At 68.7% G+C, this 14,592-nt stretch carries 12 protein-coding genes; 9 read left to right on the top strand and 3 right to left on the bottom strand.

Going from position 1 to position 14,592, the window contains the following annotated elements; translation table 11 throughout:
- Positions 1-119: 119 nt before the first annotated feature.
- Positions 120-896, bottom strand: a complete 777-nt coding sequence (locus EZM81_RS07680) for a hydroxypyruvate isomerase family protein (RefSeq protein WP_136645330.1) — start codon at positions 894-896, stop codon at positions 120-122.
- A 6-nt stretch (positions 897-902) separates the two neighbouring features.
- Entirely contained in the window at positions 903-1,475 is a 573-nt protein-coding gene (locus EZM81_RS07675) for a DUF1285 domain-containing protein (RefSeq protein WP_136645329.1), read from the bottom strand.
- A gap of 210 nt (positions 1,476-1,685) precedes the next feature.
- Between EZM81_RS07675 and EZM81_RS07670 the strand changes: the two genes are divergently transcribed.
- The 6 genes from EZM81_RS07670 to EZM81_RS18425 all read left to right on the top strand — a co-directional run bounded on the left by EZM81_RS07670 (position 1,686) and on the right by EZM81_RS18425 (position 9,849).
- Complete coding sequence (locus EZM81_RS07670; protein WP_136645328.1) at positions 1,686-2,690, top strand: MoxR family ATPase; 1,005 nt, start codon at positions 1,686-1,688, stop codon at positions 2,688-2,690.
- Positions 2,691-2,692: 2 nt separating this feature from the next.
- A complete protein-coding gene (locus tag EZM81_RS07665; RefSeq protein WP_136645327.1) occupies positions 2,693-3,559 on the top strand; it encodes a DUF58 domain-containing protein in 867 nt (288 codons plus the stop codon).
- The gene (locus EZM81_RS07660; RefSeq protein WP_136645326.1) at positions 3,560-6,337 is read left to right on the top strand and encodes a DUF4159 domain-containing protein; all 2,778 of its coding nucleotides are present in this window, start codon (positions 3,560-3,562) and stop codon (positions 6,335-6,337) included.
- Positions 6,334-8,406: a hypothetical protein gene (locus tag EZM81_RS07655; protein WP_136645325.1), complete on the top strand. Its 2,073-nt coding sequence runs from the start codon at positions 6,334-6,336 to the stop codon at positions 8,404-8,406. The genes EZM81_RS07660 and EZM81_RS07655 overlap by 4 nt, the downstream gene beginning before the upstream one ends.
- Before the next feature lie 214 nt (positions 8,407-8,620).
- Positions 8,621-9,223, top strand: coding sequence for an FAD-dependent oxidoreductase (locus EZM81_RS18430; RefSeq protein ID WP_211195392.1), 603 nt, complete (start codon positions 8,621-8,623; stop codon positions 9,221-9,223).
- The gene (locus tag EZM81_RS18425; protein ID WP_211195397.1) at positions 9,163-9,849 is read left to right on the top strand and encodes an FAD-dependent oxidoreductase; all 687 of its coding nucleotides are present in this window, start codon (positions 9,163-9,165) and stop codon (positions 9,847-9,849) included. Before EZM81_RS18430 ends, EZM81_RS18425 begins: the two co-directional genes overlap by 61 nt.
- On the opposite strand, the gene EZM81_RS07645 is transcribed toward EZM81_RS18425, so the two are convergent.
- Positions 9,827-10,516, bottom strand: coding sequence for a DUF599 domain-containing protein (locus EZM81_RS07645; protein WP_135449812.1), 690 nt, complete (start codon positions 10,514-10,516; stop codon positions 9,827-9,829). The two genes, EZM81_RS18425 and EZM81_RS07645, sit on opposite strands and share 23 nt — an antisense overlap.
- Positions 10,517-10,690: 174 nt before the next feature.
- On the opposite strand from EZM81_RS07645, the gene EZM81_RS07640 reads away from it, so the two are divergent.
- The 3 genes from EZM81_RS07640 to glcF are packed head-to-tail and all read left to right on the top strand — an operon-like array spanning position 10,691 to position 14,561.
- Positions 10,691-12,124 carry an FAD-linked oxidase C-terminal domain-containing protein gene (locus EZM81_RS07640; RefSeq protein ID WP_136645324.1) on the top strand — a complete coding sequence of 478 codons (1,434 nt, stop codon included), beginning with the start codon at positions 10,691-10,693 and terminating at the stop codon, positions 12,122-12,124.
- 59 nt (positions 12,125-12,183) lie between these two features.
- Positions 12,184-13,266 (top strand): FAD-binding protein, encoded by a 1,083-nt coding sequence (locus EZM81_RS07635; RefSeq protein ID WP_136645323.1) that lies wholly within the window; start codon positions 12,184-12,186, stop codon positions 13,264-13,266.
- Positions 13,266-14,561: a glycolate oxidase subunit GlcF gene (glcF, locus tag EZM81_RS07630; RefSeq protein ID WP_136645322.1), complete on the top strand. Its 1,296-nt coding sequence runs from the start codon at positions 13,266-13,268 to the stop codon at positions 14,559-14,561. Before EZM81_RS07635 ends, glcF begins: the two co-directional genes overlap by 1 nt.
- The last annotated feature ends 31 nt before the right edge of the window (positions 14,562-14,592 follow it).

The following is a 14,592-nucleotide window of genomic DNA, read 5'->3' as shown; positions in this document are numbered from 1 at the left end:
GGGCTGACATGCGGCCGAAGGACTTTCGTCTCGTCGTCGCACCCGCTGCCTCCTCCTCGGCGCGGGGGGCCTTCTGCCCCGGACCCCGAGAGTATTTGGCAAGGGGCAAGGCTGAGTGTTCAGGCGCCGATCAGCGCGGTGCGGGATTTCAGCGCGGCCAGCCAGCCGAGGCCCTGGGCGGTGCCTTTCGCCGGCAGGTATTCGGCCGAGATCCAGGTTTCGGGGCTGTGGGCATCGATGTCGTCGCAGAGGTCAGGCAGCGAAAAGCCGCCGCCGCCGGGTTCGTTGCGCGAGGGGAAGCCTGCGATCTGCACATGGTTGATCCGGTGACGGTGGTCCGCCCAGACCCGGGAAGCATCGCCGTGCAGGCGTGCGGCATGCCAGAGGTCGAACTGGAGCCCGATGCGCGGGTTGGCGAGGTCGTCGAGGATCCGGGCGGCCTGATCGAAGTCGTTCAGGAAGTAGCCCGGCATGTCATCGGGATTCAGGGGTTCGATGGTCAGGGTCAGTCCCGGCGCCGCGGCAAGCGCCCAGGCGAGGTTCTCGGCGTAGCAGAGTTCGGCCTGCGGACCCTTGGCGACGCCTGCCATGACATGCAGGCGCCGCGCGCCAAGCCGTGTGGCATAGTCGGCGGCGCGCAGGAAGCTGTCGCGGAAGGCGGTCTCCATCCCCGGAACAGCGGCAAAGCCGCGCTCGCCGCTGGCCCAGTCGCCAGGTGGCGTGTTGATCAGGGCGAGCGGCACGCCGTTCAGCGCGTGTTCCCAGTCGGCCATCGTGTAGTCATAAGGGAACAGGATCTCGACCCCGTCAAAACCCGAACGGGCCGCCCAGTCGGGCCGGTCGAGCATCGCGACTTCGGTGAAGAGGAAGGTCAGGTTCGCGGCGAAGCGGGGCATTTGCGTTCAGGGCAATTCCGACGAGGGGATGACCGGGAAGAACTGCCCCGAGGACCAGATACCGAACCAGTCTTGCCCGTCATGACGTTCGTGGCAACCCAGATCGATCATCCGGTAGAAGGATTTCCTGTCGATCAGCGCCCAGAGGTCGGCCCGAATCAGGATGTAGGGCGACGGCTCACCGGTTGCGGGATTGCGTTCCACCCGCAGCGGGTGGTCGGGGCCAAGCGTGGCCCGGTCCTCGGTCTTCGTGGTGAAGGTCAGGCGCTGGTCGCGGCCTTCGCCCTCTGCCTCGAAGTCGATGGCGACCAGGGGGGCGTCGTCCACCTGGATGCCGACCTTTTCGACCGGTGTCACAAGAAAGTAGCGGTCGCCTTCACGTTTCAGGATGGAGGAGAACAGCTTCACCAGTGGCGCACGGCCGATGGGGGTGCCTAGGTAGAACCAGGTGCCGTCGCGGGCAATCCGCATGTCGATGTCGCCGCAGAAGGGCGGATTCCACAGATGGACCGGGGGCGGGCCCTTCTTTGTGGCTGCCGATGCGGCAGCAGCGAGGGTGTCGGCAGTGGGTTTCGACATGGCGTGCAGTCTAGCGGCCTTTGCCGGGCGCGCAACGGGCGGGCAGGGCGTAAACATGTGCGACAAGGGCTTGCGGAAGCGTTCCGATGCGTCCGGCGCGGGCGGCGACGGCGGTCTCACGATCATTTGTGTCAAGTCGCCTTTTGCCATTTGTGCCGGGCGGGATAGTTCGCTTTACTGGACTTGATCACCCAGAAGGGAGCATTTGGCATGGCCGACACCAAGGCGCTTGTGGCGGAAATCGAGGCGCTGGGCACCACCCTGGGGCAGGCGAAGGCCTCGATCAACCGGCGCTTCATCGGGCAGGAGAAGGTGGTGGACCTGGTCCTGGCAAGCATGCTGTGCGGTGGACACGCGCTTCTGGTCGGCCTGCCGGGGTTGGGCAAGACGCGGCTGGTGGACACCTTGGGCACGGTGATGGGGCTGAAGGCGAACCGCATCCAGTTCACGCCCGACCTGATGCCGGCCGATATCCTTGGGTCCGAGGTGCTTGAGACAGCGCCCGACGGCAGCAGGGCGTTCCGCTTCGTCGAGGGGCCGATCTTCTGCCAGCTTCTCATGGCGGACGAGATCAACCGTGCCTCGCCGCGCACCCAGTCGGCACTGCTGCAGGCCATGCAGGAGAAGGAAGTGACGATCGCGGGCCAGCACCGGCCGCTGGGACGCCCCTTCCACGTGCTGGCCACGCAGAACCCTATCGAGCAGGAGGGCACCTATCCGCTGCCCGAGGCGCAGCTCGACCGGTTCCTCGTGCAGGTCGATGTCGAATACCCCAGCCGCGCGACCGAACGCGACATCCTGATCGCCACCACCGGGGCCGAAGAGGCCGAGGCGCATCAGGTCTTCACCGCCGAGGAGTTGATCAAGGCGCAGGGCGTGATCCGGCGGATGCCGGTGGGCGAGCAGGTGGTCGAGGCGATCCTTGATCTGGTGCGCGCCTGCCGCCCGGGCGAGCCCGAGGGGCGCGATCTGGCCGACAGCCTGTCCTGGGGGCCGGGGCCGCGCGCAGCGCAGGCCCTTATGCTGACGGTTCGGGCGCGGGCGCTGCTGGACGGTCGGCTGGCGCCCTCGGTCGGGGATGTGGCGGACCTGGCGCAAGCGGTACTGGTGCACCGGATGGCCCTGTCCTTTGCTGCACGGGCGCGGGGTGAGACCCTGTCAGGCATCATCGCGCGGACGGTGCAGCGGACGCTGGGACTTGAGGCCGCCGCGTGAGTATGGCCCCCGATCTTCGCGCGCGGGCCGAGGCGCTTGGCCAGACGCTGCCGCCACTTCTGGCCGAGGCCGAGATGCTGGCAGCCACCGTCATGCTGGGTGAGCATGGCAGGCGGCGTGCGGGGCTGGGGGATGAGTTCTGGCAGTATCGGTCGGCCCATGCGGGCGACAGCGCCCGGATGATCGACTGGCGACGCAGCGCCAGGTCGGACGCGCATTTCGTGCGGGAACGCGAATGGCAAGCGGCGCAGTCGGTCACGCTATGGGTCGATCCGTCGAAGTCGATGGCCTTCAGCGGCGACAAGTCCCGTGCGCCGAAGGCGGATCGTGCGAAACTGCTGGCGCTGGCGCTGGCGGTGCTGCTGCTGCGCGGGGGTGAGCGGGTGGGGCTGGCGGGGCTGGCGCAGCCGCGGGCGGGTCGGGCGCAGCTTCTGCGCCTGGCGGCGCGGCTGGCGGGGAAGGATGCGTCAGGCGAATACGGCGCGCCGGAGACAGAGGGTATGGTCAGCCATGGCCGGGCTGTCTTCCTGTCGGATTTCCTGGGCGATCTCTCGACGGTCGAGACGGCCTTGGCGCGGGCGGCAGATCGGGGGGGCAAGGGGGCGCTGATCCAGATCCTGGACCCGGCGGAGGAAGAGTTTCCCTTCGACGGGCGCACGATCTTTGAATCGATGGGCGGCACGATGCGGCACGAGACGCAGCAGGCTGGCGAGCTGCGCGCGCGCTATCTGGCGCGCCTAGCCGAACGGAAGGACCGTCTGGCGGGGCTGGCCCGCGCAGTGGGTTGGCATTTCACCACGCATCACACGGGACAGCCGGCGCAGTCGGCGCTGCTTTGGGCCTATGCCGCCCTGAAGGGGGGGCGCTAGATGTTCATGGTCGGCCCCATCGGCTTTGTGGTGCCATGGCTGCTGACAGCACTGGTCGCGCTGCCGATCCTCTGGATTCTCTTGCGTGCCGTGCCGCCTGCGCCGATCCGGCGGCGATTTCCGGGTGTGGCGTTGCTTCTGGGCCTGAAGGACGCGGAGGCCGAGACCGACAAGACCCCCTGGTGGCTACTGCTGCTAAGGATGCTGGCGGTGGCGGCGGCGATCATCGGGTTCGCCGGGCCGATCCTTGACCCCGAGGTGCGGACCGAAGGCTCTGGGCCTCTGCTCGTGGTGGTCGATGGTTCCTGGGCCGACGCACGCGACTGGCCGCGCCGGGTGGAGCGGGCCGAAGCACTGGTGGCCGAAGCGGGGGCCGAGGGCCGACCAGTCGCGCTTGTCCGGCTGACCGATGCGCCGCAGGTCGTGGTCTTCCAGACCGCCGAGGTCTGGGCGGGCCGGGCGGCAGGCTTGCAGCCGCAAGCCTGGGCCCCGGCGATGGCCGACTGGCTGGTGGCGTTGCCCGAGGGGCGGTTCGAAACAGTCTGGCTGTCGGATGGCCTGGACCATCCCGGGCGCGCCGATCTGTTGTCGGCCCTGCAGGGACGCGGCACGGTGCGGGTGATCGAAAGCCCGCGGCCGCTGTTCGGGCTGCATCCGGCGGGATTTCAGGATGGCAAGGTCACGCTGGCCGCCAGCCGGCTGCCCGCCGGCGATCCGGCCAGCGTCGAGGTCATCGCGCGGGGGCCCGATCCGCATGGGATTGATCGGGAACTGGCACGCGCCACGCTGGACTTTGCCGCCGGTGCCGCGCGCGCGGAGACGACGCTTGACCTGCCGCCGGAACTGCGCAACCGCCTGACCCGGTTCGAGATAGAGGCCGCGCGTACGGCCGGCGCGGTCAGCCTGACCGATGACAGCCTGAAGCGGCGCAAGATCGCGCTGATCGCGGCGACCCCCGATCAGGAGGGGCTGCAACTGCTTTCGCCCCTGCACTATCTGCGCCAGGCCCTTGAGCCGACGGCCGAGATCATCGAGGGCAGCCTGACCGATGTGCTTCTGGCCAGCCCCGATGTGGTGGTCCTGGCCGATGTGGCGCGCCTCACCGATGCCGAGGCCGAAGCAACGCTGGACTGGGTAGAGAGGGGCGGGCTGCTGCTGCGCTTTGCCGGGCCGCGGCTGGCGGCAAGTGATGTCAGCCGGTTTCAGGAAGATCCCCTGATGCCCGTGCGCCTGCGCGAAGGCGGGCGTTCTGTCGGCGGCGCGATGAGCTGGGGCGACCCCAAGGCGCTGGCGCCCTTTCCCGAGGGCTCTCCCTTCTTCGGGCTGCCGCTGCCGGGCGACGTGGCAGTGCGGGCACAGGTGCTGGCGCAGCCCGACCCGAACCTGTCGGACCGCACGATCGCGGCGCTGGAGGATGGCACACCGCTTGTGACCCGCAAGGCAGTGGGCGACGGTCAGGTGGTGCTGGTGCATGTGACCGCGAATGCCGAATGGTCCTCGCTGCCACTGTCGGGCCTGTTCGTGCAGATGCTGGAGCGGCTGGCGGTTTCCACCCGCGCGGCGGTGCCGGGGACGGCGGAGCTGGCCGGGCAGACCTGGGTGCCGCAGGTCGTGCTGGATGCCTATGGCCAGGCCACGGATGCGGGCGAATTGCCGGGGGTCGAGGGCCAGGTGCTTGCCGCGGCGATGGAGGCCGGCCCGACGCTTGACCTGCCGCCAGGGCTTTATGCCGGGGCGGATCGCCGGGTGGCACTGAACGTTGTCGGCGCCGAGACCGAGCTGCGCCCTGCCCTCTGGCCGCCAAGCGTGCCGATCGAGGGGCTGGAAGGACGTGCCGCGCAGGCGCTGAAGGGAGCCTTCCTGACTGCGGCGGCGGCTTTCCTGCTGCTCGATGTGCTGGCGGCGCTGTGGGTTGCGGGTCGCCTTTCGGGCCTGCGCCGCGGCGTGGCGGTGGTTGCGCTGGGGCTGGTGGCCTTGCAGCCGCAGGGCGCGAGGGCGCAGGACGCACCCATGCCCGACGACGCGCTGGCGCTGGAGGCGACGACGGCGGTGGTGCTGGCCCATGTGCTGACCGGCGACCGACGGGTGGACGACGTGGCCCGCGCCGGGCTGACCGGGCTTGGCGACAAGCTGTGGCAGCGCACCTCGATCGAGCCGGCGCTGCCGATCGGGGTGGACATCGAACGCGACGAGCTGGCCTTCTTTCCTTTCCTCTACTGGCCCGTCACCGCCGATCAGCCGACCCCCAGCCCCGAGGCCTATGCCAAGCTGAACCAGTTCCTGCGTACGGGCGGGATGATCCTGTTCGACACGCGCGATGCGGATGTGGCGGGCTTCGGCAGCGCGACCCCCGAGGGGCAGGCGCTGCAACGGATTGCGGCGGGGCTGGACATCCCGCCCCTCGAGCCGATGCCCCCGGATCATGTGCTGACCCGCACCTTCTATCTTTTGCAGGAATTTCCGGGCCGCCATCCGCGCGGGGGGCTCTGGGTCGAGGCAGCGCCTCTTGCCGAGGAAGAGGCGCCCGTGGGGATGCCCTTCCGCAACCTCAATGACGGGGTGACCCCGGTCGTGATCGGCGGCAATGACTGGGCGGCGGCCTGGGCAGTGGACGACATCGGCGCGCCGCTCTTGCCGATCGGGCGCGGCATGGCCGGCGAACGCCAGCGCGAGATTGCCTATCGCTTCGGCATAAACCTGATCATGCATGTGCTGACCGGCAATTACAAATCGGATCAGGTGCATGTGCCAGCGCTTCTGGAAAGGTTGGGGCAATGACGCAGACGGTGGTCTTCGCGCCGCTGGTCGGCTGGCCGGTAATCTGGGTTCTGGCCGGGGTCGCGGTGGCCCTGGTCATCTTGGCGGTCTGGCGCGGGCTGGCGGGCTGGTGGCTGCGTGGTCTTGGCCTTGCGGCGCTTGTGCTGGCGCTGTCCAATCCCGCGCTGCAAGAAGAACAGCGCGCGAACCTGTCCGACATCGTGATCCTGGTGGTGGACGAAAGCGCAAGCCAGGGTCTGGGCGACCGGGCGGCACAGACCGCTGCGGCTGTTGCTGCGGTCGAGGCCGAGGTGGCGGCGCTACCCAACACAGAACTGCGCATCCGCCGGGTGGGCGACGGGGCCGATGATGCCGGAACGCTGGCCCTGACCGCCTTGGCCGAGGTCCTGGCCGAGGAACCCCGGGCGCGTGTGGCCGGGGCTATCCTGATCACCGATGGCCGGGTGCATGATCTGGGCCTGGTGCCCAATCTGCCGGCGCCCCTGCAGGTGCTGCTGACCGGACGCGCCGCAGACTGGGACCGCCGCCTGGTGGTGCGCGATGCCCCGGCCTTTGCCATCATCGGCGAGGAATTCAATCTGACCCTGCGCATCGAGGATATCGGCGCCGTCCCGGCCGGGGTCGGTGGCGAGGTTGACCTGACGATCTCGGTCGATGCCGAGGCGCCGGCGACCTACCGTGTGCCCATGAACACCGACCTGGACCTGCCAGTGACGCTGCCGCACGGAGGGGCGAACGTGCTGCAGTTCAGCGTGGCCCCGGTGGCGGGTGAGTTGACTGACCGCAACAACGCCGCCGCAATCCAGATCAATGGCGTGCGCGACCGGCTGCGGGTGTTGCTGGTTTCGGGCGAACCGCACGCGGGCGAGCGGGTCTGGCGCAACCTTCTGAAATCCGATGCTGCCGTGGATCTGGTTCATTTCACCATCCTGCGCCCGCCGGAAAAGCAGGACGGCGTGCCGGTGGACGAACTGTCGTTGATCGCCTTTCCCACGCGCGAGCTGTTCGTCGAGAAGATCGAGGAATTCGATCTGATCATCTTCGACCGCTACAGGATGCGAGGCATCCTGCCGATGTCCTACATCGAGAATGTGGTCAATTATGTCCGCGGCGGCGGGACAGTGCTGGTCGCGGCCGGGCCGGAGTATGGCGCGGTCGACAGCCTTTATCGCTCGCCTCTGGCCGAGATCCTGCCGGTTGCACCGACGGCTCAGGTGGTCGAGGGAGGCTTCCGCCCGGCGCTGACCGATCTGGGTCGGCGTCACCCTGTCACCGAGGGGCTGGAGGACGAGGCGCCCGAGGGCGGCTGGGGCCGCTGGTTCCGGGCCATCGAGGTGCAGCTTCTTGACGGGCAGGTGCTGATGACCGGTCCGCGCGACCTGCCGCTTCTGGTGCTGAACCGGGTGGGGCAGGGCCGCGTGGCCGTGCTCGCCTCTGACCATGCCTGGCTCTGGGGGCGGGGCTACGAGGGGGGCGGACCGCAACTGGAGCTGCTGCGGCGGCTGGCGCACTGGATGCTGAAGGAGCCGGACCTGGAAGAGGAAACGCTGACCGCAACCGTGCGAGGTGAGGCGATGACGATCACCCGCCGGTCGCTGAAGGAGGTACCGCCCGGCCCGGTGAAGGTCATCGGACCGGACGGGGCGCAGGCGTTGGTGGACCTGCCCGAGGTAAGCCCCGGCAAGTATGAGGCCGTCTGGCAGGCACCGGAACTGGGCCTTTACCGGCTGGAGCAGGACGATCTGACCCGGGTGATCGCCGTCGGCCCCGCCGCCCCGCGCGAGTTCGTCGAGACCATCGCCTCTGGCGCCGAGCTGGCACCGCTGGCCGAGGCAAGCCGGGGTGGCGTGACGCGGCTGGAGGACGGCACGCCAGATATTCGTCAGGTGGCCGAGGGGCGCCCGGCGGTGGGGCGCGGCTGGATCGGGGTCACCCCGCGCGAGGCCTATCTGACCACCGATGTGAACGTGGCCCCGTTCCTGCCGGCTTGGGCGTGGCTGCTGATTGCCGCCGGTCTGGCCGTGGCGGCCTGGCTGGTCGAGGGGCGCAGGGGCGCAAAGGCGGCCTGAGGGGACGTACCTTACTTGCGATCGGTATTCTCCGGGCGCAGCGAAGAGCGTCCGAAGGGAGCGATAAGCGGCAGGCCGCACCCGCAGGGGGCACACCCCCGGACCCACGGCAGTATTTCCAAGGAGCAAGATCCGGGTGGGGCTCGCATGCTCGGGTTGGCGCGAGACCCCGGGGCCGGCATCCTGACCGCATTTCAGGACAGGGGATTTTGCGATGATGGATGTCGATGTGGTGATCGTCGGTGCAGGCTGCGCCGGTCTGGCAGCGGCCAGGCGGCTTCGGGCCGAGCGGCGACGCTTTGCGGTGGTCGAGGCGATGCACCGCATCGGTGGCCGGGCCTGGACCATGACAACCGATTCCGGGGTGCCTTTCGACATCGGCTGTGCCTGGGTGCATGCCGCGGGCCGCAACCCGTTCTGTCCCGAGGCGCAGGCGGCAGGCTGGACGTTGCACCACCATGACTGGGGGCTGGATCACCTGTGGTTCGCGAAGAGGCGTGCCACACCCGAGGAGATGGAGCGGGTCGCGGCCGCGGATGCGGCCTTGCAGGCCTGCCTTGAGGCACACGAGGTGCCATACGACCGGCTGTCGGACCTGATCGCCGACTGCCATTGCCTGCAGGCGAATTCCACCTTTGCCGGCCCGATGGATTTCGGCGCCGATCATGACGAGATTTCGATCGCGGATCACAGGGCAGCGGCGGACCTGGACCGGAACTCTTTCACGAAGGAAGGCTATGGCGCGCTGATCCACCGCTGGAGGGCGGATGTACCGGTTGCCCGGTTCGTCGCATCTTCTGGGACGGGCCGGGGGTAGAGGTCGAGACGGCACACGGCGCGCTCCGGGGCCGCGCAGCAATCGTGACCGTTTCGATCGGGGTTATTGCCTTCGAAGAGATCGCCTTCACCCCCGACCTGCCCCCTGGCCACCAGGAATCTTCGATCTGCCGATGGGCCTTCTTACCAAGATTCCCTTGCAGACCGAAGGCGCACGGCTGGACCTGGCCCCTTTTCGACGATGTGGTGATCGAGCAGCACGCGCGGCATGACCTGTATTTCCTGGCATTCCCCTTCGACCTGGACCTGCTGGTGGGATTTGTCGGCGGCGATTTCGCCTGGGAGATGGAGGCGGCGGGTCGGGCGGCGGCGGTGGATTTCGTGACCGACCGGCTGGCGGACACCTTCGGGTCGGACGTGTGGCGTGCGGTCAGGCACGGTACGATGACCAACTGGGGGCGCCGACCGGTATGTCCGTGGCGTCTATGCCGCAGCGCGGCCGGGAAGGGCCGGATCGCGCGACGTTCTGGCGGAACCGGTTGGCGCGCGCGTCTGGTTCGCGGGCGAGGCGCTCACCGGCTGGCTGAAGCAGGCCGCCGCAGTGGCGCGGCTGTCGGGCGAGGCTGCGGCGGGGCAGACGGCGCTATGGCTGGCGTGACAGGATGACCTGACGCGAATGGCTGGCGAATTCGCGGCGGACAAGGACTGCCGTCGATAACCCTGTGCCTATGAGCAGGCCCCAGGGGCCAAGCAGCCAGGCGAGCGCGGCAAGCGCAAAGTAGATCGAGCGAAGCCCGCGATTGAAGCTTTTCGCGGCGGTGATGTTGATCTCGGCCGCCTGTCCGGCGCGGTGGAAGGCAAGGGGATCGGCCGGGTCGTTCGGGACCGCGGCCATGAGGATCGAGCAGTAGCCGAACAGCCGGTGCGCCCAGACGAACTTCAGCAGCGCATTCGCCAGGAGCGCGATCACCGGCAGCATCCTGAGCGCCACATCCGGGCCGGGGCTGGCCAGCGGCAGATCGTCGGCCAGGTTCTGCACGGTGGCCGCATTGCCGATCAGCGCGACCCCACCACCGATGGCGATCAGGCAGGCCGAGGCGAAGAAGGCGGTGCCCTGGCGCAGCGAATCGATCAGTTGCGCATCGAAGATCCTCGGCTGGCGGGTGACAAAGGTGCGCATCCAGTCGTGCCGGTACTCCTGCATGAGAAAACTGACCGATGGGCGCCCGCGGGGCGGGTTTTCGATCAGCCAGCCCGAGAGCGTCCACGCAATGACCAGCGCCAGAAGGGCGGCGGCATCAAGGGGTGCAAGTGGGCCCAGAGGCAGCGTCATGACCGCAGACTAGTGTCCCCCGAAGGCGTACGGAAGGGGCGGTTTTGCCGGTAGTGCCCCACTTTCATCCTCTGCCCGCAAGGGTGCAGGGAGGACGGGGCGACCGGTTGGGGTTTTTGCTTGCGATCCGAGGGATTGGTTATATTATCTTACCAATCAAGGCGGGAGGCGCCCATGCAGATGCCGGAACCGGACGCGGGCGTCCTTGCACGAAAGGCGCGGATCGTGGCGCGGTTGCGTGCCGTCCTGCCGGTGGACGCGGTGATCGATGCGCCTGAGGAGCTGCGCGCCTACGAATGCGACGCGCTGACCGCCTACCGCTGCCCGCCCTTGGCCGCTGTCCTGCCGCGCACGACCGAAGAGGTCTCGGCGGTGCTGAGGGTCTGCTGGGAGGAAGGCGTTCCGGTGGTGCCGCGCGGCTCGGGCACCAGCCTGGCCGGGGGGGCGATGCCGACGGCGGACAGCGTGATCCTGGGCGTCGCGCGGATGAACGCGGTGCTGGAGACCGATTACGAGAACCGCTTCATCCGGGTGCAGTCGGGCCGCACCAACCTGTCGATCACCGGCGCGGTCGAGGCTGACGGGTTCTTCTACGCCCCCGACCCCTCCAGCCAGCTGGCCTGTGCGATTGCCGGGAACATCGCGATGAACTCGGGCGGAGCGCATTGCCTGAAATACGGGGTGACGACGAACAACCTTCTGGGCGTGACTCTGGTGCAGATGGACGGGACGGTGGTCACGTTGGGCGGGCCCTGGGGCGAGCCGGCCGGGCTTGACCTCCTGGGCGTCGTCTGCGGGTCCGAGGGGCAGCTGGGCGTGGTGACCGAAGCCTGGCTGCGCATCCTGCCCAGGCCCGAGGGCGCGCGGCCGGTGCTGGTGGGCTTCAATTCGAACGAGGTCGCGGGCGCCTGCGTCAGCGACATCATCAAGGCGGGCATCCTGCCCGTCGCGATCGAGTTCATGGACCGCCCCTGCATCCGCGCGACCGAGGCTTTTGCCCATGCCGGATACCCGGATTGCGAGGCGCTTCTCATCATCGAGGTCGAGGGGTCAGAGGCCGAAATTTCCGAGCAGCTTGCCCGCATCCGCCAGATCGCCTTGGCCCACGATCCGGTGGAGTTCCGCGAGGCCGAGGACGAGGATCAGGCGAAACGCATCTGGCTGGGGCGCAAGTCGGCCTTCGGCGCGATGGGGCAGATCAACGATTACATGTGCCTCGACGGGACCATCCCGGTCTCCTCCCTGCCGCATGTGCTGAAGCGGATCGGCGAGATGAGCCGCGACTTCGGGCTGGACGTGGGCAACGTGTTCCACGCCGGCGACGGCAACATGCACCCCCTGATCCTGTTCGACGCCAACAAGCCGGGCGACCTGGAGAAATGCGAGGCCTTCGGGGCCGAGATCCTGAAGCTCTGCGTCGAGGTCGGCGGCTGCCTCACCGGCGAGCATGGCGTGGGGATCGAGAAGCGCGACCTGATGGGGGTGCAGTTCTCGGCCGCCGACATGGAGGCGCAGATGCGGGTGAAGGATGTCTTCGACCCGAAATGGTTGTTGAACCCGGCCAAGGTCTTTCCGCTTGAGGCCAGTGCCGGGCGGCGCGCGGTCTGAACCGTCCGGGGGTTTTGCACCCCCGGACCCCCGCAGAGTATTTGAGCAAAGGGCAAGGCATGCGGCCTTCTAGCGAAGCGGAACTGGCAGACGCCGTTGCAGGGTCCATGAGACCCTTGCTGGTGCGGGGCGGAGGCACGCGCACACTGGGCCATGCGGTCGGCGAGGTGCTGGAGACCGGGGGGATCTCGGGGGTCGAGCTGTATGAACCGGGCGCGTTGACGCTGGTCGTTCGGGCGGGCACGCCGCTTGCGGAAGTGGAAGGGGTGCTTGCCGGCGAACGGCAGCGGCTGGCCTTCGAGCCGCCGGACCTGCGGGGGATCCTCGGGCGCGAGGGCGTCTCGACCATCGGCGGGGTGGTCGCGGCCAATGCCTCGGGGCCTCGCCGGGTGCAGGCGGGGGCGGCCCGCGATGCCGCACTGGGGGTGCGGTTCGTGGATGGCACCGGGACGATGGTGCGCAACGGCGGGCGGGTGATGAAGAATGTCACCGGTTATGACCTGGTGAAGCTGATGGCCGGCAGCCGGGGCGTGCTGGGGGTGATGACCGAGGTGAGCCTGAAGGTGCAGGCGATGCCGGAGGCCGAGGCGACGCTGGTCGTCGAGGGGCTGGACGATCCGGCCGGGCTGGCCTGTCTGCGGGCGGCGCTGGGTTCGCCCTTCGATGTCTCGGGGGCGGCGCGGCATTCCGGGCTCAGCCTGATCCGGGTCGAGGGGATGGCGGGCTCGGTCGCCTATCGGGTCAGACGACTGATCGCGCTGGTCGGGGGCGAGGTCTCGTTGGTGGAGGGCGAGTCCTCGGCGGCGCTGTGGCGGGCGGTGCGGGATGTGGTGCCCCTGCAGGGCCGGCCGGGGGAGGTCTGGCGGGTCGTGACCTTGCCCACTGCGGCGGCCGAGGTGGTTGCGCGCATCGGGGGTGAGGCGCTCTGGGATTGGGGCGGGGGGCTGATCTGGCTTCTGGCCGAACCGGGGCGCGGCGCCGAGGTGGCGGCCACCTTGGCGGGCCGGGGCCATGCGACGCTGGTCCGGGGGCAGGGTGGGCCAGTCTTTCCGCCCGAGGCGCCCGAGGTGGCGGCGCTGGTCGCGGGACTGAAGGCGAAGTTTGATCCGAGGGGCATCCTTAACCGGGGGATGATGGGCTGATGCAGACGAACTTTTCGCCCGAGCAGTTGGCCGATCCCGGCATCGCGCGGGCCAACCAGATCCTGCGGTCCTGCGTCCATTGCGGCTTTTGCACCGCGACCTGCCCGACCTATCAGGTGCTGGGGGACGAGCTCGACAGTCCGCGCGGTCGGATCTACCTCATCAAGGACATGCTGGAGGCCGGGCGGCCGGCCGACGAGAAGACGGTGAAGCACCTCGACCGTTGCCTGTCCTGCCTCGCCTGCATGACGACCTGCCCCTCGGGCGTGCATTACATGCACCTGATCGACCACGCGCGGGCGCATGTCGAGAAGACCTATCGCCGTCCGTTCATGGACCGGGTCCTGCGCGCGGTGCTGGCGCGGGTGATCCCTTATCCGAGGCGGTTCCGGCTGGCGCTGCTGGCGGCGAAGATAGGCAGGCCGTTCGCAGGTATGGTGCCGGACGCGCGTTTGCGGGCGATGCTGGCCATGGCGCCGAAGACCATCCCGCCGGTCAGTCGAAACGACGACCCGCAGGTGTTCCCGGCGCAAGGCGAGCGCCGGATGCGGGTGGCCTTGCTGACCGGCTGCGCGCAGAAGGCGCTGAACACCGACATCAACGACGCGACGATCCGCCTGTTGCGGCGGCTGGGCTGCGAGGTGGTGGTGGCCAGGGGTGCGGGCTGCTGCGGGGCGCTGACGCACCATATGGGCAAGGCGGACCTGGCCCATGCCAGTGCCGCCGCCAACATCCGGGCCTGGATGGCCGAGAAACGCGAAGCCGGTCTGGATGCCATCGTCATAAACACCTCCGGCTGCGGCACGACGGTCAAGGATTACGGCCACATGTTCCGCACCGATCCCGCCCTGGCCGAGGATGCGGCGACGGTCGCGGGGCTGGCGAAGGACATCAGCGAAGTGCTGACCCGCCTCGGCCTGCCCGAGGGCGCGCCAAAGGGCCTCCGCGTGGCCTATCATGCGGCCTGTTCGCTGCAGCACGGGCAACAGATCAAGACCGCGCCGAAGGATCTGTTGAGGCGCGCCGGCTTCGAGGTTGTGGAGCCGACTGACAGCCATCTGTGCTGTGGCAGCGCGGGCACCTACAACCTGCTGCAACCCGAAATCAGCGCCGAGCTGAAGCGGCGCAAGGTCGCGACGCTCGAGGCGAAGGCCCCCCAGGTCATCGCCGCGGGCAACATCGGCTGCATGATGCAGATCGGGTCGGGCACGGCGATACCGGTCGTCCATACGGTCGAATTGCTCGACTGGGCGACCGGCGGGCCACAGCCGCGCGCGCTGCGGGGCCGCGACTGAAGCGCAGGCTTGCGCGAAGGGGCGAAAATCC

It is taken from the genome of Tabrizicola sp. YIM 78059 (assembly GCF_004959785.1).
Classification (GTDB): Bacteria; Pseudomonadota; Alphaproteobacteria; order Rhodobacterales; family Rhodobacteraceae; genus Tabrizicola; species Tabrizicola caldifontis.
The sequence above is the reverse complement of the archived record's forward strand: the minus strand, read 5'-3'. Positions and strand labels throughout refer to the sequence as shown.

Excerpts from the sequence above, each read along its gene's own strand:
- EZM81_RS07680 (WP_136645330.1), bottom strand. The coding sequence starts at position 896 with ATGCCCCGCTTCGCCGCGAACCTGACCTTCCTCTTCACCGAAGTCGCG.
- EZM81_RS07675 (WP_136645329.1), bottom strand. The coding sequence starts at position 1,475 with ATGTCGAAACCCACTGCCGACACCCTCGCTGCTGCCGCATCGGCAGCC.
- EZM81_RS07670 (WP_136645328.1), top strand. The coding sequence starts at position 1,686 with ATGGCCGACACCAAGGCGCTTGTGGCGGAAATCGAGGCGCTGGGCACC.
- EZM81_RS07665 (WP_136645327.1), top strand. The coding sequence starts at position 2,693 with ATGGCCCCCGATCTTCGCGCGCGGGCCGAGGCGCTTGGCCAGACGCTG.
- EZM81_RS07660 (WP_136645326.1), top strand. The coding sequence starts at position 3,560 with ATGTTCATGGTCGGCCCCATCGGCTTTGTGGTGCCATGGCTGCTGACA.
- EZM81_RS07655 (WP_136645325.1), top strand. The coding sequence starts at position 6,334 with ATGACGCAGACGGTGGTCTTCGCGCCGCTGGTCGGCTGGCCGGTAATC.
- EZM81_RS18430 (WP_211195392.1), top strand. The coding sequence starts at position 8,621 with ATGATGGATGTCGATGTGGTGATCGTCGGTGCAGGCTGCGCCGGTCTG.
- EZM81_RS07645 (WP_135449812.1), bottom strand. The coding sequence starts at position 10,516 with ATGACGCTGCCTCTGGGCCCACTTGCACCCCTTGATGCCGCCGCCCTT.
- EZM81_RS07640 (WP_136645324.1), top strand. The coding sequence starts at position 10,691 with ATGCAGATGCCGGAACCGGACGCGGGCGTCCTTGCACGAAAGGCGCGG.
- EZM81_RS07635 (WP_136645323.1), top strand. The coding sequence starts at position 12,184 with ATGCGGCCTTCTAGCGAAGCGGAACTGGCAGACGCCGTTGCAGGGTCC.
- glcF (WP_136645322.1), top strand. The coding sequence starts at position 13,266 with ATGCAGACGAACTTTTCGCCCGAGCAGTTGGCCGATCCCGGCATCGCG.